We start from the raw sequence: 25,924 nt of genomic DNA on the forward strand, positions 1-25,924 counted from the left end.
TATAAATTATCAATTATTAATTCTAGTGATGAGCATGCCCAACTTCTTCGATATAGAATTTCTCCGCATCCGCTTTTTCTATATCGGTCATTTTTTTCTTATAGCTTTCTCCTGTTGTTTTCAATACACTCTTAATTTCAGCAACAGCAATTACAGGGAAGTATTTAGCAAATAAGAAGAAACATGTAAAGAACAAACCAAATGTACCTAAGTAGAAACCGATCTCATAAACACTCGGGCTATAATAAGTACTCCAGCTTGATGGTAAGAAATCTCTGTAAGTAGATGTAACAATAATTACGAACCTTTCGTACCACATACCGATGTTTACGATAATACTCATGAAGAAAGTAAATGCAATATTTCTTCTTAATTTTTTTACCCAGAACATTTGAGGAGATACCACGTTACAGAACATCATCAACCAATAGCTCCAACCGTATGGACTAAATAAGTTCGCTCTGTTTTGACTGAATGCATACCACTCGTAAGGATTTTGTCCGTACCATGCAATAAACAACTCAGTGATATAAGCGATACCTACAATAGAACCCGTCAATACAATTACTTTATTCATTGCTTCAATGTGGCCTAATGTGATATAGTCTTCTAAGAAAAATACTTTACGTAAGATGATCATCAAGGTTTGCACCATTGCAAAACCCGAGAAGATGGCACCCGCTACGAAGTAAGGAGGGAAGATGGTTGTGTGCCAACCCGGAACTACAGAAGTAGCAAAGTCAAAAGATACGATCGTGTGTACAGAAAGTACAAGAGGTGTACTTAAACCCGCCAACACCAATGATAAACTTTCATGACGTTGCCAGTGTTTGGTACTACCACTCCAACCGAATGATGCAACACCATATAATAATTTACGCAATTTAGTTTTAGCTCTGTCTCTTACTGTTGCCAAATCCGGCAATAGACCAGAGTACCAGAACAATAATGATACAGTAAAATAAGTTGATATCGCAAATACGTCCCACAACAATGGAGAGTTAAAGTTCACCCATAAAGGACCACGTGTATTTGGATAAGGTAATACGAAGAATGCCATCCAAACTCTACCCATGTGCCAGATCGGGAACTGACCGGCGCACATTACCGCAAAAATTGTCATCGCTTCTGCAGCTCTGTTCACACCTGTTCTCCAGCCCTGACGGAATAATAATAAGATCGCAGAGATCAACGTTCCGGCGTGACCAATACCTACCCACCAAACGAAGTTGGTAATATCCCAACCCCAACCGATGGTCTTGTTCAGGTTCCACTGACCGATACCGTAGGTAACCTCTCTGTAGACACTGTACACACCGAATAATAACAATGCAACACTAATCCAGAAACCAATATACCAAAGACGGCTTGGCTTCATCTCAATTGGACGTATAATGTCTTCCGTTACCTGGTGATAATCTTTATTACCATCAACTAATGGTTCCCTGATCTGTGATTCGTACTTTAATAATGACATATCTTTTAAAGTCAAAAGTGAAAAGTCAAAAGTGAAATCTTTATACCTTCCTCTTTTTTATTTTTAAATTTTTATTTTTTCTTTTGTTACGAACTATTGCTCTTTATTCAACTTCATTGGCGTCGCACTCTTCAGCATTTTATCTTTGCTGAGCCAATCCTCACATTTTCAAATTTCCAAATCTTCAAATCAACTAGTGATGAGCCGGCTCTGCTTTTTTCTCAGCAGCACTATGTCCTTCACCTTCTTTCGGTTTTTCGTTTGTTACGTGTCTATCGGTATTTTTAATTTTTACCTGATAGCTAACATTCGGTAAAACGTGCAATTGTTCTAATACATAGAAAGTGCGATTATCGTCTTTTCTTAATTTAGCCACTTCACTTTCTTTATCGTGTACATTACCAAAACTGATAGCATGTGTAGGACAAGCCTGCATACAAGCTGTTTTTACAGTTCTGATCATTGTTGGATCTTCTGCTTTTTTAGCGGCCAACTTACTTTCCTGTAAACGTTGTACGCAGAAAGAACATTTTTCGATCACACCTCTTGAACGAACAGTTACATCCGGATTCAATACCATTCTTGTAAGATCATCGTTCATCTGCATTACAGATTCATCCATATCTACACCGATCAATGGTCGTTGATTATCTTTAAAGCTATCTGCACCTGTGTAATCTAACCAGTTGAAACGACGAACTTTAAACGGACAGTTATTTGCACAATATCTTGTACCGATACATCTATTGTATGTCATTTGGTTCAAACCTTCACTGCTGTGGTTTGTTGCAGCAACCGGACAAACGTTTTCGCAAGGAGCGTTATCACAGTGTTGACACAACATTGGTTGGAACACAACATCAGGATTGTTCATATCACCGGTAAAATATCTGTCGATACGTAACCAGTGCATTTCATGAGCTCTCATTACCTGTGTTTTACCAACAACTGATACGTTGTTTTCTGCAGTACATGCTACAACGCAAGCACTACAACCGGTACAGGTATTCAAGTCAATATTCATTCCCCACTTGATACCAGGTTTTTCTTCCATGTTATCAGGGTAAATAGTAGCATCTTTTCTGAAATCTTTTCCTTTGTACGGAAGCAACATTGCTCTTTCGTGACGAGGTTCTGCCAACACCTCTGTAGGATCTTCGATGAATTGTGCCAATGATGTTTCGAAGATCACCGGACGACTTTCTGAAGAACCGTGTACCTGCGTTTGTGCTACAGCGTAAGTGTTACCTGTTTTTACAACATCAACAGGAGCAGAGTATCTGAATCCGTTCTCATCTTTCCAAACCAATGGATAAATATTTACACCTGCACCATTCGCAGAAGGACCTATATTTTCAGCTGTTTTTTCTTTGTTAGCGCTTGAACGGCCATAACCAACGGCTACTGCCACTGTATCTGCCTGAACACCCGGTATGATCAATACAGGCAACTCAACGCTCTTGCCATTCAAAGTAATTTTGATGGTTGGTTTTTCAGGAGTTACTTCATAGCTATCTCCCTGACGTTGGTTACCCAACACATCCAACCCTAATACTGCTTTCGCAAAAGCAGGGCTAACCATTGCGTAGTTATCCCAGGTTACTTTTGAAATAGGATCTGGTAATTCCTGCAACCAAGGATTGTTTGCTTGTTTACCTGTACCAACCGATACTTTTTGATAGATCGCTAATTCAAATTTTCCGCCTTTAGCTTGTGCTAATTTTGCAGAAGCCGCAGCAACACCGGCAGCATTGAATGTACCTGCTGCAACAGTAATTTCCGCAGGTTCAACCAAACCGGTTTGCAATGCAGTGTTATAAGCATCTGCAGAAGTTAGTTTAGTTGTCCAGTATGTTTTAAAGTAAGTTTCGTAATCAGTAACAGTAGCGCCTGCGGTCCATTTCAATAAAGACGTTTGGAATGCTCTTGTTTTAAATAGAGGGTTTATCACCGGTTGTTGGAATGCAAAGAAACCTGTTTTAGGTTCTGCATCGCCCCAGCTCTCTAACCAGTTGTGTGAAGAGATAACATATTTACAAGCTTCTGTTGTTTCATCCATTGTTGCATTGAAAGAAACGGATACAGGAACTTTCTTCAATCCGTCAACAAATTTTTTGCTGTCGTAATATGAATAAGCAGGGTTAGCATCGTAAACGAATACAGCACCAATTGAACCTGCATTCATTTCATCTACCAGTTTAACCACGTCAGCGTCTATCCCTTTACGATAGTTTGAAGTAGATGCCCAGTTAATGGTTTTACCATTAGCACCGATCGCTTCATTGATCGCATTTACAACTATCTGAAGATTTACATCATTGCTTCCGCATACAACCAACGCAGCGCCTTTATTTGCAGCCAACGCAGCAGCAGCCGTTTCAATACCTTTTGCTAATGCAGGATTTGAAATAGAAGGACCTGCAGTGCCTGTTAGTTTAGCCAATAAAGCTAAAGCAACGGCAGCTTTTTCTGATGGTTTGTGTGTAAAACGATCATCTGCATTACTACCTGTTAAACTCAAACCACTTTCAAATTGTATGTGGCGGCTCATTTCCTTTTTATCAGCAGTTACTCTTCTTCCTTTTGCATATTGAGCACTGAACTCAACAGGGCTTAACCATGTGCCTAAGAAATCGGCAGCAAGACTAACGATCACTTTAGCATTATCGAAGTGATAAGAAGGCAATGCCTTTTTACCATAACAAGCTTCGTTTGCCAGCAACATTCCGCTGTAGCTCACCGCATCGTATTGTACGTGGCGGCTGCCAGCTGGTTGTTTTGCCAAAAACTCACTAATGATCTGTAATGTAGATGGAGAAGAAATTGTAGAAGTTAATACAACTACCGGTTTCCCTGCCTGAGCAGTTAATCCTTCGCTAATCAATCTGTCGAAAGCATCGAAAGTAGGTACTTCTTTAAATGCTTTACCATCGTTTTGCATTGGGTAACGCAAACGAGTAATATCATACAGATCTAAAACCGAAGCCTGTGCCTGCGCACTTGTACCACCACCTGTTATTTTAGATGCTTCATTTCCTTCGATCTTAATAGGTCTGCCGTCTCTTTGTTTTACTATAACCGGAACCGCATCACCTTCACTTACATAAGTGCTTGCATAATAATTAGCAACACCTGGAATTAAATTATCGGGCTTTTGTAAATAAGGAACAGCCTTACGTACAGGCATTTCGCAACTTGCAGCAATGGTTGCAGCAGCAGTGCTGAATCCAAGATATTTAAGAAAATCTCTACGAGGCGTTTTTGCATTCAACATCCCATTGTCCAACTCTTCTATCGGCAACAACTCTTCTTTGAATTCGTTCTTTGCCGACTGCTCAAAAGCTTCAGTTTGATTTAGCTCTCCAAAATTTTGCCAGTACTTTTTTTCCATAATATACTATAATGTGCTGATGTGCTGATGTGCTAATTATTAATTATTGTGCTTCGGCCATTTCATTGGCATATCTGCACATTAGCACATCGGCTAATTATTTTAATAGTGACATTTTTGACATTCCGTTCCACCGATCTTTTCTACAGTTACACTATCCATTTTTCCTGCTTTAATATCGTTGTGGTATTTCTCGTAAATGCTGTAGAATTTATTGCCTTCGCCTGTTTCTTTGTTATAGAAATTAACCTTAGACTCTCTGTGACAGTTAATACACCATCCCATGCTTAGATCGCTGAATTGTTTTACTTCAGGCATTTCCTGAATAGCACCATGGCAGGTTTGACACTGTTGTTTACCCACTTTTATGTGTTGGCTATGATTGAAGTAAACATGATCGGGAAGGTTGTGAATTTTAACCCAAGGAATTTCTTTGCCCGGCTTATCGTACACTTGCTTATCAGGATTCCAGCCGGCATAAGCGTATAGTTTTTGAATTTCTGCTGTACCATTTACTTGTTGTCCGTTTTCTTTTACGATCGGCTCTCCTTTGTATTCTTTAATAGATTTGTGACAGTTCATACAAACATTTACCGAAGGTATGCTTGCCTGCTTGCTATCTTGAGCACCGCCGTGACAGTATAAACAACTGATCTGATTGGTGCCGGCATGTACTTTATGTGAGTAGTAAATGGGTTGTTCGGGTTGATAATCTTTCATTCTACCTAAACCAATTGCACCATTGATAGTAAAATAACCACCTACGGCGAACAATACTAAAACACCCAACATTAAATAGCTCTTATTTCTGTAGAAAGGAACCGGCTCTGATCTTAAAATACCTTCTTTTTCGTCTGATAATTTACGAAGACTGCTGTTTACTTGTAATAATATAAATGCAATGACTGCAAGTATGATAGTAAGAATTCCGAAAAGCAGTGAGTTATCTTCTTGGGGCTGATTTGGATCATCAGCTTTTTTTTCTGGTGCTTTGTAAGCATCTACATAATCCAATATAGCCTTAATATCCGCTTCAGGCATATTGAACTGTGTCATTTTAGATTTCCACTTAGCTAACAATGCCTTTGCATAAGGGTCTGTCTCAACCATGGTGTTAACATTGTTAACCCATTTGTAAGCCCAATTAGGATTGGGGGTTCTCTTACGCACATCTTTTAAGGCCGGCCCTGTACGATCCTCTAAGGGATGGTGACAGTTAGCACAATTGGCTTTAAAAAGGGCTTCCCCGTCTTGGGCAAAAGTTGAATTATTGAAAGAAACAAGTGCAACGAATAGTAAACTTGCAAATATTTTGTAAAAGCTTTTACGATAACGACTCATACAGTTTATAGCGGATGTCTTGGTGTGGAAAAATTTCCTTCTTTGGCTGCAAAAATAAGTCAGGATATTGACAATATATCAACATTTTGAAAAAAAATTTTTTCGCATTGGGCGTGAGTTTCAGCCGATTGATAAATTTTCGCCAAAGTCATTGTCATATTTTTGTAACTCGTTTTTGTATTCTAAATTTTCTGAAGATTGCTTCGCATTTCACAATTTTTTAAATGACTTTTGCCAAATGCTGGAAAAACTACAACAACGCTGGAAAGTAAACGGACTGAATCTGGTATTGATCATCTGCACTTTTGCATTGGGCGGAAGCCTCTGTGGATACGCCGGTAGAAAGATCCTTCAATTGGTTTCGATAGATAAAGGGCTACTATGGTTTATAGTATATATAGTCTTAATTACACTTTTGTGGCCAATCTGTGTTTTATTGGTCAGCATACCCTTGGGTCAGTTTGGGTTTTTCAAAAGATACCTTGGGAAGATATGGGGGAGGATCAATGGACGAAGGACGAGGGACGGCAGACAAGGGACAACAGTCCATGAGCCATGGGCCATGGCCCATGGAAGACCAACTATTGCGATTTTTGCCAGCGGAGCAGGGAGTAATGCAAAGAAAATAATTGAGTCAAACCCTTCTTTTACAATTGGACTGATCGTTTGTAATAAGCCGGGGGCGGGAGTTTTACAGATTGCTGCCGACAATAATATTCCTGCATTATTGATAGAAAAAGAACGATTTTTTAAAGATGATGCCTATTTAGAAAAATTAAAGGCGGCCGAAATTGATTTTATCATACTAGCAGGGTTTTTATGGAAGATCCCGAAAAAATTAATTGAAGCGTTCCCCAATAAAATAATCAATATCCATCCGGCACTGTTGCCAAATTACGGTGGTAAGGGCATGTACGGCCATCATGTACACCAGGCCGTTGTAGATGCAAAAGAAAAAGAAAGCGGCATTACCATTCATTATGTAGATGAATTGTACGACCATGGCAATATCATTTTTCAGGCAAAATGTGTAGTTACTGAAAATGATACTGCCGATACACTTGCTCAAAAGATTCATGAGCTGGAGCATGAGCACTATCCAAGAGTAGCAGCACAAGTCATAGAACAAATGCAAAAGCAGCGTTAAAAGAATTTATTTCGGCGAGATAAGAATATGAGTTGGTTTAATATTGTGTTTTGTAAAAAACAACAGGTGGCGCATTTTTTAAAAACATATTTCATTCTTCTGTGCATTTTATCTTTTGCAGGTAACAGCTTGGCGCAACTAACGGTAAGCGGTACTGTATACGACTCAACAAAAATTGTTCCTGTAAAAGGTGTGGTAATAAAAAGCAATAGCGGAACAACTGCTGTTACAGATTCTTCAGGGCGTTATTCTATTGTTACTTCCGACACCGATTCTTTGCATTTTTTTTATAACGATAAACCCACTGTGAAGTTTGCAGTAAAACAAATTGACGACATCAGCAGTTTTGACATTTCCTTACGTATACGGGTAAAGGATAAATACAAACATTTAAAAGAGGTAACCGTTTTTTCTAAATCCTATAAACAGGATTCGGTGGAGAACCGGTTACAGTATGCAAAAATATTCGACTATTCAAAACCGGGCATCAGCACAACCTCTTCGTCTTACTCTGGTGTACCCGGGCTTGATCTGGATGAGTTCGTAAATATATTTCGGTTTAAAAGAAACCGTCAGCTTCGCAGTATGCAGAACAGATTGATAGAGCAAGAACAGGAAAATTATATCAATTACCGATTTAATAAAAGCACTGTAAAAAGAGTTACCCGATTAGAGGGTGCGGCACTGGAAGATTTTATGAAACAATACAGGCCCGATTATGAGTTTACCAAAAACAGCACTACGGTTGAGTTTTATCAATATATATTGAACGCCTCTTATCAATATAAAAAAGATCAATTAATGAAAGAGTGATCTATATTACACCGGCACATGGATCGCTACTAAGGTTCCTTTAGCAGGGGTGCTGTCAAACTCAATGCTTCCTTTTAAATATTCAATTCTTGTCCGCATATTTTTAAGCCCCATTCCCTCTTCGTTCTCTTTAGACCTTACATCAAACCCTTTACCATTATCTTCAATAGTGATACTGATGCCATCCGCATCTTTGATCAAAGAAATGTCGAGATGATTGGCGCCACTATGCTTTATTACATTATTCACACACTCTTGCACTACACGATACAACACTGTTTCTGTATTGGCGGCAACCCGTTCGTTCAACCCTTCGCTATACAATTCAACTTTTAAAACACGACTGTCGATCTTGTCAACAAATTCCCTGATAGCATTTGCAAGTCCTTTTTTAAGCAATGCATTCGGCATCATTTGGTGACTAACGCTTCTTACTTCTTTACAGCTTTCATCTACAAGGCTTACAATTTTTTCATACGCCAATTTTTGTTGCTCATTTTTTAATTGTATATCACTTTCAAAAGCCGATAAATTCATTTTTGCAGCACTCATCATTTGTCCAACACCATCATGCAACTCCTGGGCTATTCGTTTTCTTTCATTTTCTTCTGCTTCTAATATTGCTTTGGTGGAAAGGTCTTGCTGACGGATAACAGCTTCCTGCAATTTTGTTTCCTGACGCAACTTGTATCTTCTGTAATTGGTATATCCGAGCAAACAGATCAACGATAATGCACCAATAGAACCAAAGAGCCAGTAATTCTTTTTTGTGAGTTGAAATTTTTGTTGCTGGATCAGTTTTTCTTTTTGTGCAGTTTGATACTTTGCTTCAGCGTCGGCCATCTGTTTGTTTCTTTCTATGTTGATCAAACTATCGCTGTAAGCGGAATATTTTTGTTGCCATTCATAGGCCTTTGCAAAATTATTCATACCTGCATATTCAACCGCCATATTATCTGCGGCAGCGACTAGAATATCCAAAGCACCAATAGACTCAGCAATGGCAATACCTTTGGTGTTATATTCAAGCCCTTCACTGTATTTATTCATCTTGTTAAGTACACTGCTAATGTTCACATTGTTAGCTGCAATTACAAATTGATCATTTGATCTTTCGGCTATCACCAGTGCCTGTTTATAACAATCTATTGCTTCGGCATATTTGCCCATCTGCTTATACATTACTCCAAGATTATTCAACGCAATAGACACCCGTTGAGTATTGTTTATCTTTTTATAAATATCCAAAGCTGTTTTGTAATATGCCGTTGCTGTATCAAAACGCTTTTCCATTTCATGCACAATTCCTTTATTATTGGCACAGTCTGCAATGGTCAATGAATCTTTAATAGCATAAGCGATCTCTTCTGCCTGTGCATGATAATTTAGTGCCTGCGAAAAATTTTTCTGCTCTCTGTACAATGCCCCGATATTGTTCAATGCTTTCGCTTTTGAAGATCGATCGCCTATATCTTCCGCCAACTTTTCTGATTGCTGATAGTTCTGCAAAGACTCTAAAGGCTTTCCCAACTGTCCGTAAATTTTTCCGATGTTGAAGTAAATACGTACGGCTCTTTTTTTATCTCCACTTTCTAAAGACTGCCTTAAAGTTTTTTGAAAGATCGTAAGCGACTGTTCGTATTCGCCTGTATTGAAAAGTTCTGTTGCCTCTTTAAGCAACATTGTATCAACCTGCGATTGACCAATCAAATTGAGGGAGCAAAAAATTATGAAGAAAAGAAAATGTTTCAATTTGGTTTCGGTTTAGATCTAAAAATACAGATTTTGATTTGAAGAAAACGATTTGTAGACCATTGTACATTTTCTCATCTTCAAATTTTCAAATCATCAAATCTCCAAATTAGAGTATTTTTGGTGAAAATATTTTTATGGATCAAACTACATTAGGCATTGGTACAAGGTTGCAACATACTCAACACGGCCCGGGGGTTATTATTGGAGTGAAATATGCTACCTATATTATTTCTTTTATTAACTATGGTATTAAAGAAATAGATAAAACAGATATACACCTTGAAGAGATCATTGCAGAAAATGCAACACTTGAATTGGAAACCACCAGTGATGTAGAAAAGTCTCTGTTAAAGATATTGCGTTTGTGGAACGGGGTGAGTGAAGTAGTGCCGTTAGGAGAAAAATGGGCAGGAGGCACCATGTTGTTGCAACCTGCCGATAAAACCTTAAAACCCAAAGAAATTCCGGTGGAAGATTTTTTTCACAAAATTGTTATGCTGAGAGATAGATTGAGAGTTTTAGAGCAAAATATCAACAGTAACAAAAAACTCAACGATGAAGAAAAAGTGAACATACAGCAATATATTACCCGTTGCTATGGGTCATTAACTACATTTAATGTATTGTTCAAAGATAAAGAGCATTGGTTTGTGGGAGAGAAAAGCGGCAAAGACGATTAACTCTTAATATTCTACATGCAATACCCGTCAATTCCGGAAGTGTATTTTTATTTATTATTTCATTCAATAATATACACTAAGCCCTTCTGTTTTGTACAGATATATTTACATTCGTTATTCAATTCAGCCAAATGAAAAAAATAACATTGATAGCAACACTACTTGTCGGCTTTCTTTTCAGCAATGCTCAAATGAAAAAAGAAATATATCCAACATATAAGGGTAAAGATCTTGGGTTAATTTACTCACCCCAACAATCTAAATTTAAAATTTGGGCACCTACTGCTACAAAAGCAGTTTTAAAATTATACCAACAACCACTTGATGGTGTTGCAACAAAAACTATTGAGTTAAAAAAATCAACCAACGGAACATGGGTAACATCCCTTAGCGGTAATCATCTTGGCGAATACTATACTTTTTGTGTTGAACATAACGGTAAGTGGTTAGACGAAGTTCCCGACCCTTACGCAAAAGCCGTTGGCACCAATGGTAAACGTGCCATGATTGTTGATCTTAAAAAAACAAACCCGACCGGTTGGGCAACGGACAGATCTCCTGTTTTAAAAAACCCGGTTGATGCTGTTATTTATGAATTACATGTTCGTGATGCAAGTATTGCTGCCAACTCGGGCATACAGCTTAAGGGCCGTTTTTTAGGGCTTACCGAAACCGGTACAAAAAACGCAAACGGACTTTCAACCGGGCTGGACCATATGGTTGAGTTAGGCGTAACACATATTCACTTATTACCGTCATTTGATTTTTATTCCAAAGAAGATGTTGCCGTAGATAAACAGGATTATAACTGGGGGTACAATCCGCAAAACTATAATGTGCCCGAAGGTATGTATGCCACCAATGCTGCAGATGGGAATGTACGCATCAAAGAGTTCAAGCAATTGGTTCAGGCATTTCACAAAAAAGGATTGAGTGTAGTAATGGATGTCGTGTATAATCATACCGGAGCAACCGAGACTTCAAACTTCAATCAACTGGTACCCGATTATTACTACCGTCATAACACCAATGGAAAATTCAGCGATGCAACAGGATGTGGCAATGAAATGGCCAGCGAAGCGCCTATGATGAGAAAGTTTATGATTGAGTCATTGGAATACTGGACAAAAGAATATCATATAGATGGGTTTCGTTTTGACCTGATGGGAGTACATGATATTGAAACTATGAATCAGATATCTGCTGCACTGCATAAGATCAATCCCGGTATATTATTATATGGCGAAGGTTGGACCGCAGGTGCATCTCCATTACCCGATAGCATACGTGCAATCAAAAAAAATGTTTCCTTACTTAATAAGATCGCTGTATTCAGCGACGATATTCGTGATGGCATTAAAGGCAGCTGGTACGATCATAAAGAAAAAGGATTTGTAAGCAACAATACAAAGAAAGAAGAAGATGTGAGGTTTGGCGTAGCAGCAAGCTGTGCACACCCCGGCATCAACTACAACAAAGTAAATTATATAAAAGCTCCGTATGCAAAATCGCCTGCTAGTACTATCAGTTATGCAGAATGTCATGATAATCATGCCCTGTGGGACAAGCTTGCCATTACATCTCCCGATGCAACGGAAGCAGAACGAAAAGAAATGCACAAACTGGCTTTATCCATTGTACTAACGTCTCAGGGTATATCTTTTTTACATGCAGGTACAGAGTTTTTGCGTAGCAAGAAAGGTGTAGAAAATTCTTATAATTCACCGGACAGCATTAATGAAATTGACTGGAGTTTAAAAACGAAAAACAAAGATGTGTTTGATTATGTACAACAGCTGATCAAAATGCGTAAAGCACATCCGGCATTTAGAATGCAGACAACAAAACAATTGAAAGAAAATCTATCTTTCCTATCTTCAAATGCAACAGGTGTTATTGGCTTTCAATTAAACGGCAGCAAAGTGGGAGATAAATGGAAACAAATACAGGTTTGGTACAATGGTACAAATACAGAGCAAGTTATTCGTATTTCAAAAGATATGAGCTGGAGAACGGCCATTATCAATAACCTCTTTGTAACGGAAAGTCCTGTTGCTACACTTACAGTAAAGCCGTATAGTTGCTCTGTTGTTTACAGTAACGACTAAACACAAATACCCACAAAATGGTATTGTTTAGAAATCAACTATTTTTTACTTTTACGAAAACCTTATATGAAAAAGATCTTACTGGCAACAATATTTTTTATTGGCTCTACCGCAGGATATGCTCAAGACGGCTTATTTTTCGTTGATATATTTTCCGGTGCCAGTCTGCCAAAATATACATTTAGCGTTGGTGGTGTTGATAGTGAAAGGGATATCTACCCGGGAGGTATTGTTGGGTCGGCATTATCTTTTTATCCTGAAAGATCTAAAATTGCTTTTCATTTTTCAACCTGCATTATTGGTAAAGGAGCCATCAACAATGCACCGGCAGGCTATTCAAAAGCAAAAAACAGGATCACATATTTACAAGCCGAATCATCACTAGGTTTATGTCTCGGAAAAAAAGAGCGTAAAAAATCTGCACCTACAGAAGTGCTTATTGGGTTATACTATGGTTTTGGGTTATCTGCCAAACAACAACTATACGCCACCGATGGCACCAGATATAAAAATAATCTGAGTTTTACATACGATTATAAAAAAACTGATTTTGGTTTTAAAACCGGACTATCCATTCCTTTAGGAAGCGTATTGTATATCACTGCTGCATACGAACATGGCCTTAGCAATATTGCACAACAAAGCAATACCACAATAAAGAATCGTTGTATATCGCTTACTGCCGGACTTCATCTGGGAGGAGATTAAAGTATTATATATTAGTCGGGTTATAGCCTTAGAAAAATCGTATAGGTTTCTCTCTACTCCCTCAATATCTTCTCCATCTTTTTACCCTTTGCCAATTCATCAATTAGCTTATCGAGATATCGCATCTTTTGAATGATCTCATCTTCAATATCTTCTACACGATACCCACATATTACACCGGTAATTTTTGAAGCATTCGGGTTGAATTTTGGAGCCTGCTCAAAAAAAGTTTTAAAACCATTCTTCTTTTCTATCTGTTGCTGCAGTGTTTTTTTATTGTAACCGGTGAGCCAAAAAATAATGGTATCTACTTCTTCTTTTGTTCGTCCTTTCCTTTCTGCTTTTTGAATATATAAAGGATATACGCTGGAGAATAAAAGTTTATATACCCTTTCTTTGTCCATTTTTATTGGTATTAGTTTAAACGAATTTATAAAAATTTATTTTTTTGTTGATGCTTTTAATGACGAACCATTTGCCTCCACTCCCGGCAGGGATTCGTAACTGCAGCGACATTGATTTTGCTTCTTTCAAAAAATATGCTTCGCATTTTTTGAATTTTGACTTTGTCGGGGCCAAACCAAAATAGACGACTAATGAATTAACTGGTGAAGATTTGAAGAAAAGAAAGCGCAACTTTTTAAGTCCCCTACGACCTAAAAAAACACATTATTTAGCTCTTACAAGTGTTGTCACTTTTTTACGCTTCTTTGTTGAACTAACTTCTAATGTATTCTTATCGATAAATTTTATATATCTATCTAACCCGGATATTTTCACATTCCGGTCATTATACTCTTGCAAATGCCATAAAGTAATATTGTGAGATGTATCCAAAGAATAATTAAATACCATCCCCTGCGGAAATTTCCACGAAAAATTTTTTCTCGGTATTGTTGAGGAATAATAATATTTATAATGAGAACTATCTATAAAAGTATATCGGCAGCTATCTGTTGAAGGTAAGTTATTAGGTATCCATGTAGTTCCAATCAAATCTTCATATGTTACTTTCTGAGAAAACGATTTTATGGAGACGGACAAGCCAAAAAATAATAGCAATATTTTCATTAAAGCAAGATAATAAAAATGGGTAGGAAGAAAGCTAATTTATCAACCAAAAAAGTACTACCTTTTATGTATAATAAGTAAATGATTATGCAAATAGGCGTTCCAAAAGAAATAAAAAATAACGAAGATCGTATTGCTATGACCCCATCAGGCGTTGTTCACCTTGTACGTTCGGGTCACGAAGTGTTTATACAAAAAGATGCAGGCATGGGATCGGGTTTTACAGATGAAGAATATATAGCAGCCGGTGCAAGTATTGTGAATACTGCAGCAGAGGCCTGGTCGAAAGAAATGGTCATGAAAGTAAAAGAACCCATCGCATCTGAGTATAGCTATTTCCGCAAGGGATTGATATTATTTACTTACCTACACTTAGCACCCGAGCCGGAACTAACGCAGGAGCTTATACGTAATGAAGTTGTGAGCATTGCTTATGAAACTGTACAATTAAAAAATGGTTCTCTTCCATTACTAACTCCCATGAGTGAAGTGGCTGGAAGAATGGCTACACAGATAGGCGCCCAGTTCTTAGAAAAACCGCATGGTGGTAAAGGAATCATATTAGGCGGAACCCCGGGTGTTAAAAGAGGCAAGGTAACTATCATCGGTGGTGGAGTGGCTGGTGTAAATGCGGCTAAAATTGCAACCGGCATTGGTGCAGAAGTAACCATTTTAGACCTCAGCCACCAAAGGCTTGGACAATTAGATGATATTTTCGGCAGTATGATCACCACTTTAATGTCTAACCCTCACAATATTGCCCGGTGCGTAAAAGAATCTGATCTGGTGATCGGCGCCGTATTGATACCCGGTGCCAAAGCTCCCAAATTAATTACTGAAGAAATGATCAAATCAATGGAGCCCGGATCTGTTGTTGTAGACATAGCTATAGACCAGGGTGGAATTATTGAAACCACTGATCGTATCACCACACATGATAACCCGGTTTATGTAAAGCATGGCGTATTGCATTATGCTGTGGCGAATATGCCGGGTGCTGTTCCTCGTACTTCTACATTGGCATTGACGAATGTAACGGTGCCGTATGCAGTAGAAATTGCTAATAAGGGTTATAAAAATGCTTGTCTGGAAAACGAGGCTTTATTGAAAGGTATCAATACATTGAATGGCTATGTTACATATAAGGCTGTTGCCGATGCACAGGGGCTTGAATATAGAGATGCGCTTTCATTATTAAAATAGTTAGTTATTTTTAGTGACATACTATTCAATTGCACCCTGAACGCATTCGGGATGTAACCATGCATGGTACAGGTTTCGATCCCTTCAAAAAAAATTTAACCTGAGTTATTTTCATTAAAAAAGTATTTTATTATTTTTATAAAAAACTATATGAGAAATTTACTTTTACTTGTATTCCTTTTTTTATCCGGTAAAATAGTATCACAAAATGTAGGCATTGGCATTACAAATCCTACCGAAGCAAAACTAGTGATCAATCATAACGCTCCTAACCTGTTGGCCATTCGAAATACCACAGCAGGTGCAGCCGGCAACATGACCGAATTCTTATTTCAAAGCGGCACACAATATACCGGTGCCATTAAAAGCATCAATACACAAAGCAATTATGCTCGACTGGGGTTTTTTACTTACGCTACCGGCAATAGTACAAACCTAAAAGAACGTTTATCCATAACCGATAGTGGCTTTGTCGGCATCAACCAAACAGACCCACAAACATTGCTTGTGATCAAGGGCAATTCAGATTACACTGTAGATAAAAGAAGAGTATTAATAGAAAATGCCAAGCTACAAATAAGTGCGCCGCTCAATGAAAATGCACTGGAGGTTGTTGGTGATGCCGTGTTCGATCAAAGTTATATTCAGCTTAATAGCTCCAGGTTAGGTATTGGAATAAGCCCGAGTTATGATCTTGATATAGCCAATTCATCTATCCGAATTGCTGATGGCAATCAAGGTACGGGAAAAGTATTAACAAGTAACAACTTAGGAGTTGCTACCTGGCAAGATCCTGCTAATGCAAAATCGCTTACAGCAACATTCACTGCAGATCAGGTAATTCCACCCAATACCGCTACAGCCATAAAGTTTCTTACAAATGTAGGAGATGGATTCAGCGACTTTGGAATCACCAACTTTAACAACAGCACCAATACTTTTACAGCTCCTGCAGATGGTAACTATCTTGTAGAGGCGCAGGTAAGATTTAGTGTTGCAGGTGGTAGTTTATCTCCAAATTATTATCAGTTCAGATTAGAGATTGTAAGGTCTTCTCCCAGCTTTGCAAGATTAGCCAGTTCATATAATAGCAAAACCACACCAAGCAGTGCCAGCTATTTACTCGACCCCTTTATCACAATTAGTAAAGTGGTTAAACTAACTGCAGGCGACGTTATTAAAATAAATGCCGAACATGATATACCGATAGGCACTTTTACTGTAAGTGTGATTAATCCATTAGGATATTATTCGTATTTGAATATTGTAAAATTGTAGTTGAGGTATTGCTCTTAAGAACTTAACTGTACCCACTTGGTGAGCTTTATAAAATATGATGCAGCTTTATATACTGTAGCAGTATTATTGTCTTTGCATCTTTTATTGCTCCGTTGTCGATCATCGTCATTGCTTGTTCAATGGGCATTTCCAATACTTCAATTTCTTCCTGTTCATGGGCAACTCCGCCACCATCATGTACTTTCATCGACCGATGATATTCCGCTACAAAAAAATGTAAAATTTCTGTGACCGATCCCGGAGACATATAGGCTTCAAATATTTTACGAACATCCGTAATTCTGTAACCGGTTTCTTCTTCTGTTTCTCTTCGGATGCAATCTTCCGGATTGTCTTTATCGAGTAGGCCGGCGCAGGCTTCTATGAGCATGCCGCTTTCGTTACCATTAATAAAAGTGGGTAATCGAAATTGTCGGGTAAGGATCACCGTATGTTGCTCTTTGTTATAGAGTAGTATCGCTGCCCCATTACCTCTATCATAGGCTTCCCTGTTTTGTGTTTCTATTCTGCCGTTCTTTTTGGCATATTCAAAAGTTATTTTTCTTAAGGTGTACCAGTTATCAGATAATATTTCTGTTTGCAGGATCTTTACTTGTGGCGTCATTTGAAAATTTTATTTGTACCAACAAAGTAAAGGAAATTAGTTAGTGTTTTAAATTCGGGTACAAGCAGATGCTCGGGAAAATACTTATCTGCAATTATAAATGTTGTCAGTCTGTACTGAGTTTATCGAAGTGTTGTCGAAGGTGGACTGATTTGTTATTTTTCTTTTTTGCCCCGAAATAATCGGGATTTACAACTTGTCTAAAAAAGAAACAAAAAAAGACCCCGACAAACGAGATTACGGCCCGTTTGTCGGTTGGTTCTTTGATTTGGCTTTTGTACTACTGTGACTTCAACATTGGTAATTCTACTCTTAGGATTGTTACAGTTTACTTTTTCAGGTTGAATTATTAAGGATTGGAAAGTGCTTTAGTTACGAATTTTCTTCAGTTTGTTTGGCAATGATGTTATCAAATTCCTTTAATTGTTTTAAAGGAATAGTGGCAAGGGTTTGTTTGAGGTTGGAAGATATGCTGGTTTGTTTGAGATTATTTAGTGGATGAGTGGTGGAATTGGTCTGGCCTGAGGGTGTCCATTGAAGGAGGTCGTTTGGTTCGCAGTGGAGGATGGTGCAAATGATCTCGATGTGATCTAAACGGAAAACACGGGTGGTGCCATTGAGGATTTTTCCTGCAGACATTCTTGAGATGCCGGCTTTTACTAAGGTACTGTAAGGTCTATCTATTCCTCTTGCCTTAAATATGGGGGCCAGGTTAAGTGTTAGCATAACAACTATGATTATAATGATGATTACGTTGTGAGTATTAAAAACTTAGTCGTTAAAAGTGAGGTGGTGGTTGCTTGTAATGAAAAATATTTTTGGAGTAATGAAATGGACGGGGATAGAAGTGATGTTGTCATTGATAGTAATGAAAATGATGATGTGAGTAGTGAGGCTGATGATGATCAAAGTGAAAACTACTTTGATTAAAGTGAAATGGCTTGTTCGGGATAATAGTTAGCAATTTAAATTCGGGCACAAGCGGATGCTTGCGCCAAGAGATTTTAATTTTGTTGTATGCTTGGCTCCTTGTGGTGATGTAAATAAAATCAACTATTGTAATTATTATTTAGCATTTGCTTTTCAAATGCCGGTCAAAGTCCGGAAGAACTTGTCGGCATCAAGTCATCCTATCGGAAGACTTGCGCCAGAGAGGATAGCGGATGAATAATATATTTCAATTAAATTTGTTTTCACTTCCCAAAGTTTTGCCTAATCTGTTTAAAAAAAAATAATACTTCTAAAATTGTTTCGTATAATTATATTAAACTACCTCAATGGTTAAAATTAAATCAGGATATCCACAGCTACTAAAATACTTTATGTGGGAATGGCAAGTATATTTTTTAATTTCTGCAAAAGTAAGAGCGGAAAGTTTGTTTAACGAGATAAATAGAAAACTTGACCCTGTTATTTTTATGATTGGGGTCAGTACCGAAGATCAAGGAAGCCCTCTTATTTGTTATGAGCCAGAGGATATGGATTACCTCGAAAACGATATTGATAAAGTAAAAGAATTAGCTGAATTGTTAGATTCGAAAGATCCTGATAGAAATATGTATTATACAGGTGATGGCATGAATGCTGAAATGAAAAATCGTCGAGTTCGAAAGAATTTCAGATTGGCCATAGAAAGAGCTCTCGACGAATCTGAATCATTTACAGATAAAATTCATTTTGTTGCTAATCCTGTTAATCGTAATGGTTATGATGTTTTTATTGTTCTTCAATTGAATAGAACCGCTTACAATTCTCATGTTTTTCTACATAAAGTTGATCCAGAAGAGCGATTAAAAAAACATCTTTCATTAATAGAGGCAGCCAAAGATATTTACCTTGAAAATCAATCACATCTTTTACACTTACCAAACGCAGGCAGAGATCGAGGTCCAGAGAGAGACTCCACAGAATTACTTCGTCTAGCAGCTAAAAATTTTTTATATACTATTGGATTAGTTGGAAGAAGTGATGCCCTTTTTAAATTTCAACCTGCTTGTGATGCAGTCAGTCTTACTTCTTATGAACGTTCAGAAAATGAAGGTTATATGATTATTGCTCAACAAGAGCATGAAGATATTGAAATGATACTGGAAATAGACAGCCCATTTTTAATAACTGAATATCGGAAATTACGTAAAGAACTACAACTAACAGGTAATGGATTAGCTGTTATTACAGATGGGCATAAAATTTATGGGTTGGGCAAGCAAAAGAATACATATAATCCTGCAAAAGAGGATATCTTTCATGTTTTTTTTAGAGGAAAATATTGCTATGACATTGTTCATAATGAAAGCACAATCCTTCGAATGCGTTATGGATCTCCCGATCATACGAATGAACAACTTAATAAAGAATCTTTCGCTCTTGATGCAAGACGAATATTTCCAGGAATAACTAGTGACCAAATTAATAATGTTTATAATCTTTCGATGATTCTAGCAAAACAAGATAGGGGTTCAATGCTAGTTTGCATCGATGATGCGGCAAATGAAGCTAACCGTTTGCATAATCAGTGTATTGGCATAAAACCCGTAAAACTTGATGCGGCATTGTTAATTAATTTGTCTTCTATAGATGGCGCTGTGATAGTTGACCGAAACGGGATTGCTTATGCAAAAGGAGCAATACTTGATGGTGTTGTAGGTTTCGAAGGGGATGCCTCTCGTGGATCTCGGTATAATTCCGCTATTACTTATTATGAACATCGAGGTTGGGAAAAGCCTACTATGATAATAGTTATTTCAGAAGACGGTATGGTGGATGTCATTCCTACACTTATGCCACAGATTATGCATTCCGAAATAACAAAGTTGATAAATATATTAGAAGGACTAAGCACCCCCGAAACTTTTGAAAGAACAACTTTTTATGAAATAATGAATCTTCTACAAAGAAGAAAATTTTATCTCACTAATGAGGAATGTAACAATATTAATCTTTTGAAGACAAAGTTGGAAAAACTAGATCAAACTTCAGGGGAATATACAATGTGGATAAAGCACGACAATTTTGTTCCAAATCGATTAATGAATAACCGATACTATCTAAAAGAAAAAGAGGAAATTTAAAAAATAAAATTATGCCAAAATTTACTGAAGACACGCTTAATATCTGGCGAATGCCGCCTAGCGATACGGAAGATACCAAACTTTCAAATGCAGAAAGAATGATACGTGAAGCCATTGCTAACGATGATAAACTCAATAAATTATCATACGAAATATATGGTCAGGGATCTTATGCAAATGATACAAATGTTAGACTTAACAGCGACATTGATATAAATATAAGATTGTTAAGTACTATATATGTCGATGTACCAGTAGGTAAAAGCTCGAGTGATTATGGATATTCTGATTCAAATTATAAGTTTGCAGAATATAAAACGGATGTATTCAATGCTCTTGTAAAATATTTTGGAAGCAGCGAGGTAAAAAGAAAAGATAAATGCATTGAAATAAAAGGTAATTCATATAGAGTGCAGGCTGATGTAGTCCCTACTTTTAAATATATTCGTCATTTTGAAAATGGTATAAAGCGAGAAGGGGCGAAATTTATCAGCGACACTATTGATGCTCATCAAAATTTTGCGTTACAACATATTGAAAGTGGAAAAAAAAAGAATCTTGATACCAGTAAAAGATTCAAACGACTAGTAAGAATTTTTAAGCGAGTACGTTATAAAATGATTGAAGATGGTATTATCGAAAATTCAAATATTACTTCATTTTTGCTTGAAAGTTTACTTTGGAATGTACCTTCAAATATTTATAACGAAAACCTTACTTGGACAGAAAGACTAAGACAATCTATTATTTATATTTACAATCAAACAAAAGATATTGAAACCTGTAAAGGCTGGACAGAAATTTCAGAATGCCTTTATCTGTTTCATTCGCAAAGGAAATGGTCTGTTTATGATGTCAATCAGTTTATGATAAAAACTTGGAACTATCTTGAATTTTCTTAGTCCGTTATAAGAACATTTTTTTTAAAGCATCTTCATTTTTTGCAAAAGATTCCCTTCCTAATTTCTGCAAGCTTTGTAGTTTGTTAGGATTTCTTTCCACCATATTAGTCCCATATTCTGGCTGATTAAAGCTATCATTAATTCTTATAAGGTTCAAGTTAGGAAAAAGATATTTTGATAAAATATCAGTGGTGTTCACATTTGATTTTAATATTTTTTCGAACAGCCTCAAAAACCAGAGCCATTGAAAGCACTTACCCTTAAAACCAATAGGCTTTTCAATAAAATTGCCAGTACCTAAACTTAGAAATTTAACTTCTGTTATTTTGGCTTCAAGAGATCCAAAAACATCTGTTATTGCAAAAAGAATAGGATTATTACCAACAAATCCTCCGTCCATGGCAACAATATCACCTTGGTTCTCGGTATGTATTTTAACCTTTTGAAATATTGGATAAGCTGCAGTTGAAGCCATCAAAGCCTCAACAATGTTGCACCCAAAACCAGGTTTAAAACTATGCTTCATTTTAAAAGCTTGTCGCACATCATTCTTAAATATTAAAGGTCGTTCGCTGTCATAGTTAGTGGCAACGATTCCAATACCAGTTTTAAATTCACTAAACTCTTTTTCTTTTAATACCCCTTGCAATTCTTGACGCAATGCTCTTGTCCTTTTCTTTGCTGTTCCTTTCGACATTATCTTTGGAATTAAATCTGTATACATTGCCTCTATTTTCGTCATGGGATATCCAAGAGCGATGAATGCTGCAATAATTGAACCCGTACTAGTGCCATAGATAAAATCAAATTTTTCATACAATGGCACACCAAACATCAATTCTAGTTCTTTTAAAATCCCTATAGTATATACTCCTTTTGATCCGCCGCCGTCGAGTGTAAGAATGTTCATATTATTATAAAATTATAAAAAGCTCTATTTAAAAATTTACTAATTCCGTAGTTCATGGTAACAACCAATGTACAAATTTTATTTTTATTAACCCGAATAATCCATTTGTTCTTCGTCTACACCAAAGGTTAGTATTATAAAATAAAACCATACAACGTTTCTCCTGTATTTAAAAAGTGTTTTTCCTGTATTTGTAATGTTGCCTATTTGCCCAATCAACATTCAAATGCCCACCGGCTGCCCGATAGAGCGGATACCCCACAGGCCGACGAAGGAGGCCGAGGAGTAGCAGCGATAGCGGGAACAAAAGTTGAGTGATGGTATACAACTCACAGCCCCCATTAAATGGAAAATGAAAAGTGAGAAGTGAAAGCAGGGATCAATAATTCAACAACCTCTCAATCGTTTCTTCCAATCTACTATACGCCATAAAGTTCTTTTCCAGTTCAATATTAAAAGGAATGGGTGTATCCAAAGAGGCACACCTCATAACAGGTGCGTCTAGGTGAGCAAAACAATTTTCAGATATCCATGCGGCAATTTCTCCACCAATGCCGCCGACGAGTGTGTCTTCGTGTAATATTAAAACCTTCCCTGTTTTGAGTACGGCTTTTTTTATCGCATCATAATCCAATGGTAATAAAGTGCGGAGGTCGAGAATCTCTATACTGATGTTGCTATGTTTTGCAGAATAGTCCATTGCCCAATGCACACCGGCTCCATAGGTAATGATGGTGATGTCATCGCCTTCGTCTACCGTACGGGCTTTACCAATTTCTGTTTCGTAATAATCATCGGGCACCAGGCCGCTGATGCTGCGATACAAAGCTTTGTGCTCGAAGTACAACACAGGGTTGGGGTCGTTAATAGCGGCTATCAACAATCCTTTCGAATCTTCGGGTGTGCTGGGATATACCACTTTTAAACCGGGTGTATGCACAAACCATGCTTCGTTACTCTGACTGTGAAAGGGCCCTGCGCCTACACCGCCGCCTGTTGGCATACGAATTACCACATCGGCATTTTGTCCCCAGCGGTAATGAATTTTTGCAAGATTATTTATTATTTGATTGAAGCCTACAGTTACAAAATCTGCAAACTGCATTTCCATTATGGCTTTATATCCTTCCAAGCTTAACCCGAGTGCAGCGCCTACAATGGCGCTTTCGCAGATGGGTGTGTTGCGTACCCTCTCTTTACCGAACTGTTGTACAAAACCTTCGGTTATTTTAAAGGCACCACCGTATGCTGCAATATCCTGTCCCATGAGAATGAGGTTGGGATGGAGTTGCATGCTTTGTTTTAAGGCATCGGAGATGGCATCGACGAAACGTTTTTCTGTGACCATGGACGACGGACCATGGACGACGGATTGGGCTTCTGTAGTCGGTTGTCGGTTGTCGGTCGTCATTTTTGCAAAGCGCCCCACTTTCTTATTCCTTATTTCGATCGCAGTATCTGTGGTTGGTGGTCTATCGTCCGTTGTCTTAACGGCGTATAGATCATTTACTTCCTCAGCGGTATCCGGATGAATAGGAGCAGATTGATTCCCGATCACCAATTCTGCTTCAATATGTTCTTTTATTTCATTGCGTATATTGGTAACCGATTGTTCCGTTAGTATGCCTTCGTTTAATAGATATGCTTCGTAATTCTTTATCGGGTCTTTCTTTTCCCAAAGTGTAAATAATTCCGGTGGCACATATTTTACACCACTAGCTTCTTCATGCCCACGCATTCTAAAGGTCATGCATTCTATCAAATATGGTTTTTGATTGTTGATACAGTATTCTCTTACGCCTTTGATTGTATCGTATACTTCTAAAATATTATTGCCATCGATTCGGATGCCCTCCATACCGTAGCCTTTGGCTTTATCTGCTAAACTAAAACACCTGAACTGTTCACTAACGGGTGTGCTTAACCCATATCCGTTATTCTCAATAATAAATATTACGGGCAGGTCCCACACGGCGGCAACATTCAATGCTTCGTGAAAATCACCCTCGCTTGTACCACCTTCTCCGGTGAATGCAACGGATACTTTATTCTGATGTTTTAATTTATATGCTAATGAAACCCCATCTGCAATGGCTAACTGCGGACCAAGATGCGATATCATGCCACACACGTAATGTTCTTTACTGCCGAAATGAAAACTTCTTTCTCTGCCTTTGCTGTAGCCGTCTTTATTGCCCTGCCATTGTTTGAATAATTTACTCAACGGCATTTTTCTTCCGGTGAATACACCTAGGTTTCTGTGCATGGGGAAGATCCATTCGTCTTGTTGCAATGCGGCTGTAACGCCTACCGCGATGGCTTCCTGGCCGATGCCACTAAACCATTTACTGATCTTTCCTTGTCTGAGAAGCACCAACATTTTTTCTTCGATCATTCTCGGGAGGAGAAGATCTTTATAGAGTGTGATGAGTTCCTGATCGGAAAGATTTTTTTTATCGAAGTTCATTTGGCTTTCGTTAGCGTTGGATAAATTTAAGGATATTCTTTTGTTTGTAGTTAGCTCTTTTAATGACTTACTATTCGCCTCCACACTCGGTCCCGATTGTATCGGGATAACTGCAACGGCGCTAATTTTGGTTCTTTTAAAAAAAATGCTTCGCATTTTTTGAATCCACCTTCGGTGTACCGAAACAAAATAGGCGTCTAATGCATTTACTGTTGATAACTTGAAGAAAAGAGTATTTGAATTGAGATTGCTTTTTGTGCATTGAAAAGTAAACTTCGATTATTGAAGTGCTTCTACGGCCTCATAAAAATGGCGTTAAGAAATTTATGGAATGGAGCGTAAGCAGCGAAAATGATGATAGATAAAAAACAGATGATAGTACTAATCTTTCATTTTTTTTAGCCGGGATTTAGCTTTTTCGCTGTAGCGGAATGCAATAAATTTTAGCCATTTTTATGAGGCCTTGATTTTTTTTGTTACTTTTTTTATCAAGAAAAAAAAGTAAATGAGGTGTAGCTAATTATCTGAATCAGGATTTTTTAAACCGTCTTCAACAAGCTGAAACTGACAGATTTTTAATTTGTAAAATAAACTATTCAGAAGAATTAGGATCCTGTTTCCCAACAGAAACCTTCACTCTTCCATTCACCAACCCATTAAAGAAAGAGAGTAAAATACTGAACAACATGGCGTGCCAAAAACTATCTATGGTAAAGCCATCAACAAGATGTTCGCCTAATAAAATAACGCAGGCATTGATCACAAAAAGAAAAAGTCCGAGCGTAAGTATTGTTGCAGGTAAAGTCAAGAGGATCAACAATGGTTTTAATATCACATCTAACACAGATAAAACCAAAGCAACAAACAAGGCTGTAAGCATATTTTTTATTTCTACTCCGGGAAGTATATATGCCAGCACAAAAACATTTACTGAGCAAACCAGTATTTTAAGTAACCAATTTTTCATATTCTTAAAC

21 protein-coding genes are annotated in these 25,924 nt (G+C 37.6%); 10 read left to right on the top strand and 11 right to left on the bottom strand.

Annotated features, from left to right (window positions below; translation table 11 throughout):
- Positions 1-22: 22 nt before the first annotated feature.
- From nrfD to ACQ33O_RS03045, 3 genes are all read right to left on the bottom strand, one after another.
- Complete coding sequence (gene nrfD, locus ACQ33O_RS03035; protein WP_430994080.1) at positions 23-1,477, bottom strand: NrfD/PsrC family molybdoenzyme membrane anchor subunit; 1,455 nt, start codon at positions 1,475-1,477, stop codon at positions 23-25.
- Between the two features lie 193 nt (positions 1,478-1,670).
- On the bottom strand, positions 1,671-4,868 hold the full coding sequence (locus tag ACQ33O_RS03040) for a TAT-variant-translocated molybdopterin oxidoreductase (protein WP_430994081.1): 3,198 nt from the start codon (positions 4,866-4,868) through the stop codon (positions 1,671-1,673).
- Positions 4,869-4,970: 102 nt separating this feature from the next.
- The gene (locus ACQ33O_RS03045) at positions 4,971-6,209 is read right to left on the bottom strand and encodes a c-type cytochrome (protein ID WP_430994082.1); all 1,239 of its coding nucleotides are present in this window, start codon (positions 6,207-6,209) and stop codon (positions 4,971-4,973) included.
- A gap of 238 nt (positions 6,210-6,447) precedes the next feature.
- On the opposite strand from ACQ33O_RS03045, the gene ACQ33O_RS03050 reads away from it, so the two are divergent.
- Positions 6,448-7,356 carry a formyltransferase family protein gene (locus ACQ33O_RS03050; RefSeq protein ID WP_430994083.1) on the top strand — a complete coding sequence of 303 codons (909 nt, stop codon included), beginning with the start codon at positions 6,448-6,450 and terminating at the stop codon, positions 7,354-7,356.
- A 66-nt stretch (positions 7,357-7,422) separates the two neighbouring features.
- A complete protein-coding gene (locus tag ACQ33O_RS03055) occupies positions 7,423-8,169 on the top strand; it encodes a carboxypeptidase-like regulatory domain-containing protein (protein WP_430994084.1) in 747 nt (248 codons plus the stop codon).
- 6 nt (positions 8,170-8,175) lie between these two features.
- On the opposite strand, the gene ACQ33O_RS03060 is transcribed toward ACQ33O_RS03055, so the two are convergent.
- Positions 8,176-9,852 (bottom strand): tetratricopeptide repeat-containing sensor histidine kinase, encoded by a 1,677-nt coding sequence (locus ACQ33O_RS03060; RefSeq protein WP_430994085.1) that lies wholly within the window; start codon positions 9,850-9,852, stop codon positions 8,176-8,178.
- 206 nt (positions 9,853-10,058) lie between these two features.
- On the opposite strand from ACQ33O_RS03060, the gene ACQ33O_RS03065 reads away from it, so the two are divergent.
- The 3 genes from ACQ33O_RS03065 (at position 10,059) to ACQ33O_RS03075 (ending at position 13,420) form a co-directional block, all read left to right on the top strand.
- On the top strand, positions 10,059-10,604 hold the full coding sequence (locus ACQ33O_RS03065; RefSeq protein WP_430994086.1) for a hypothetical protein: 546 nt from the start codon (positions 10,059-10,061) through the stop codon (positions 10,602-10,604).
- 131 nt (positions 10,605-10,735) lie between these two features.
- Positions 10,736-12,712, top strand: coding sequence for a type I pullulanase (gene pulA, locus ACQ33O_RS03070; protein ID WP_430994087.1), 1,977 nt, complete (start codon positions 10,736-10,738; stop codon positions 12,710-12,712).
- Between the two features lie 66 nt (positions 12,713-12,778).
- Positions 12,779-13,420, top strand: coding sequence for a hypothetical protein (locus ACQ33O_RS03075; protein WP_430994088.1), 642 nt, complete (start codon positions 12,779-12,781; stop codon positions 13,418-13,420).
- 53 nt (positions 13,421-13,473) lie between these two features.
- Here ACQ33O_RS03075 and ACQ33O_RS03080 read toward each other — a convergent pair whose 3' ends face one another.
- On the bottom strand, positions 13,474-13,824 hold the full coding sequence (locus tag ACQ33O_RS03080) for a DUF2200 domain-containing protein (RefSeq protein ID WP_430994089.1): 351 nt from the start codon (positions 13,822-13,824) through the stop codon (positions 13,474-13,476).
- 265 nt (positions 13,825-14,089) lie between these two features.
- On the bottom strand, positions 14,090-14,491 hold the full coding sequence (locus ACQ33O_RS03085) for a hypothetical protein (RefSeq protein WP_430994090.1): 402 nt from the start codon (positions 14,489-14,491) through the stop codon (positions 14,090-14,092).
- Between the two features lie 81 nt (positions 14,492-14,572).
- Between ACQ33O_RS03085 and ald the strand changes: the two genes are divergently transcribed.
- A complete protein-coding gene (gene ald, locus ACQ33O_RS03090; protein WP_430994091.1) occupies positions 14,573-15,694 on the top strand; it encodes an alanine dehydrogenase in 1,122 nt (373 codons plus the stop codon).
- Between the two features lie 150 nt (positions 15,695-15,844).
- Positions 15,845-16,972, top strand: a complete 1,128-nt coding sequence (locus tag ACQ33O_RS03095; protein ID WP_430994092.1) for a hypothetical protein — start codon at positions 15,845-15,847, stop codon at positions 16,970-16,972.
- Positions 16,973-17,018: 46 nt separating this feature from the next.
- On the opposite strand, the gene nudK is transcribed toward ACQ33O_RS03095, so the two are convergent.
- Positions 17,019-17,597 (bottom strand): GDP-mannose pyrophosphatase NudK, encoded by a 579-nt coding sequence (gene nudK / locus ACQ33O_RS03100; RefSeq protein ID WP_430994093.1) that lies wholly within the window; start codon positions 17,595-17,597, stop codon positions 17,019-17,021.
- Between the two features lie 372 nt (positions 17,598-17,969).
- Positions 17,970-18,323 (bottom strand): helix-turn-helix domain-containing protein, encoded by a 354-nt coding sequence (locus ACQ33O_RS03105; protein ID WP_430994094.1) that lies wholly within the window; start codon positions 18,321-18,323, stop codon positions 17,970-17,972.
- Between the two features lie 30 nt (positions 18,324-18,353).
- Between ACQ33O_RS03105 and ACQ33O_RS03110 the strand changes: the two genes are divergently transcribed.
- The 3 genes from ACQ33O_RS03110 to ACQ33O_RS03120 all read left to right on the top strand — a co-directional run bounded on the left by ACQ33O_RS03110 (position 18,354) and on the right by ACQ33O_RS03120 (position 21,570).
- A complete protein-coding gene (locus tag ACQ33O_RS03110) occupies positions 18,354-18,527 on the top strand; it encodes a hypothetical protein (protein ID WP_430994095.1) in 174 nt (57 codons plus the stop codon).
- Between the two features lie 347 nt (positions 18,528-18,874).
- Positions 18,875-20,668: a diadenylate cyclase gene (locus ACQ33O_RS03115; protein WP_430994096.1), complete on the top strand. Its 1,794-nt coding sequence runs from the start codon at positions 18,875-18,877 to the stop codon at positions 20,666-20,668.
- Positions 20,669-20,679: 11 nt separating this feature from the next.
- The gene (locus tag ACQ33O_RS03120) at positions 20,680-21,570 is read left to right on the top strand and encodes a nucleotidyltransferase domain-containing protein (RefSeq protein WP_430994097.1); all 891 of its coding nucleotides are present in this window, start codon (positions 20,680-20,682) and stop codon (positions 21,568-21,570) included.
- A 4-nt stretch (positions 21,571-21,574) separates the two neighbouring features.
- Here ACQ33O_RS03120 and ACQ33O_RS03125 read toward each other — a convergent pair whose 3' ends face one another.
- The 3 genes from ACQ33O_RS03125 to ACQ33O_RS03135 form a co-directional block, all read right to left on the bottom strand.
- Positions 21,575-22,480, bottom strand: a complete 906-nt coding sequence (locus ACQ33O_RS03125) for a patatin-like phospholipase family protein (protein WP_430994098.1) — start codon at positions 22,478-22,480, stop codon at positions 21,575-21,577.
- Positions 22,481-22,859: 379 nt separating this feature from the next.
- A complete protein-coding gene (locus ACQ33O_RS03130; RefSeq protein WP_430994099.1) occupies positions 22,860-24,947 on the bottom strand; it encodes an alpha-ketoacid dehydrogenase subunit alpha/beta in 2,088 nt (695 codons plus the stop codon).
- Positions 24,948-25,539: 592 nt separating this feature from the next.
- Positions 25,540-25,914: a phage holin family protein gene (locus ACQ33O_RS03135; RefSeq protein WP_430994100.1), complete on the bottom strand. Its 375-nt coding sequence runs from the start codon at positions 25,912-25,914 to the stop codon at positions 25,540-25,542.
- Positions 25,915-25,924 lie beyond the last annotated feature (10 nt).

Source organism: Ferruginibacter sp. SUN002, from assembly GCF_050611725.1.
Lineage (GTDB): Bacteria > Bacteroidota > Bacteroidia > Chitinophagales > Chitinophagaceae > Ferruginibacter.

Bases quoted from the DNA above. Each gene is read 5' to 3' on its own strand.
- nrfD (WP_430994080.1), bottom strand. From the start codon at position 1,477: ATGTCATTATTAAAGTACGAATCACAGATCAGGGAACCATTAGTTGAT.
- ACQ33O_RS03040 (WP_430994081.1), bottom strand. From the start codon at position 4,868: ATGGAAAAAAAGTACTGGCAAAATTTTGGAGAGCTAAATCAAACTGAA.
- ACQ33O_RS03045 (WP_430994082.1), bottom strand. From the start codon at position 6,209: ATGAGTCGTTATCGTAAAAGCTTTTACAAAATATTTGCAAGTTTACTA.
- ACQ33O_RS03050 (WP_430994083.1), top strand. From the start codon at position 6,448: ATGCTGGAAAAACTACAACAACGCTGGAAAGTAAACGGACTGAATCTG.
- ACQ33O_RS03060 (WP_430994085.1), bottom strand. From the start codon at position 9,852: ATGTTGCTTAAAGAGGCAACAGAACTTTTCAATACAGGCGAATACGAA.
- ACQ33O_RS03065 (WP_430994086.1), top strand. From the start codon at position 10,059: ATGGATCAAACTACATTAGGCATTGGTACAAGGTTGCAACATACTCAA.
- pulA (WP_430994087.1), top strand. From the start codon at position 10,736: ATGAAAAAAATAACATTGATAGCAACACTACTTGTCGGCTTTCTTTTC.
- ACQ33O_RS03075 (WP_430994088.1), top strand. From the start codon at position 12,779: ATGAAAAAGATCTTACTGGCAACAATATTTTTTATTGGCTCTACCGCA.
- ACQ33O_RS03080 (WP_430994089.1), bottom strand. From the start codon at position 13,824: ATGGACAAAGAAAGGGTATATAAACTTTTATTCTCCAGCGTATATCCT.
- ACQ33O_RS03085 (WP_430994090.1), bottom strand. From the start codon at position 14,491: ATGAAAATATTGCTATTATTTTTTGGCTTGTCCGTCTCCATAAAATCG.
- ald (WP_430994091.1), top strand. From the start codon at position 14,573: ATGATTATGCAAATAGGCGTTCCAAAAGAAATAAAAAATAACGAAGAT.
- ACQ33O_RS03095 (WP_430994092.1), top strand. From the start codon at position 15,845: ATGAGAAATTTACTTTTACTTGTATTCCTTTTTTTATCCGGTAAAATA.
- nudK (WP_430994093.1), bottom strand. From the start codon at position 17,597: ATGACGCCACAAGTAAAGATCCTGCAAACAGAAATATTATCTGATAAC.
- ACQ33O_RS03105 (WP_430994094.1), bottom strand. From the start codon at position 18,323: ATGCTAACACTTAACCTGGCCCCCATATTTAAGGCAAGAGGAATAGAT.
- ACQ33O_RS03115 (WP_430994096.1), top strand. From the start codon at position 18,875: ATGGTTAAAATTAAATCAGGATATCCACAGCTACTAAAATACTTTATG.
- ACQ33O_RS03120 (WP_430994097.1), top strand. From the start codon at position 20,680: ATGCCAAAATTTACTGAAGACACGCTTAATATCTGGCGAATGCCGCCT.
- ACQ33O_RS03125 (WP_430994098.1), bottom strand. From the start codon at position 22,480: ATGAACATTCTTACACTCGACGGCGGCGGATCAAAAGGAGTATATACT.
- ACQ33O_RS03130 (WP_430994099.1), bottom strand. From the start codon at position 24,947: ATGAACTTCGATAAAAAAAATCTTTCCGATCAGGAACTCATCACACTC.
- ACQ33O_RS03135 (WP_430994100.1), bottom strand. From the start codon at position 25,914: ATGAAAAATTGGTTACTTAAAATACTGGTTTGCTCAGTAAATGTTTTT.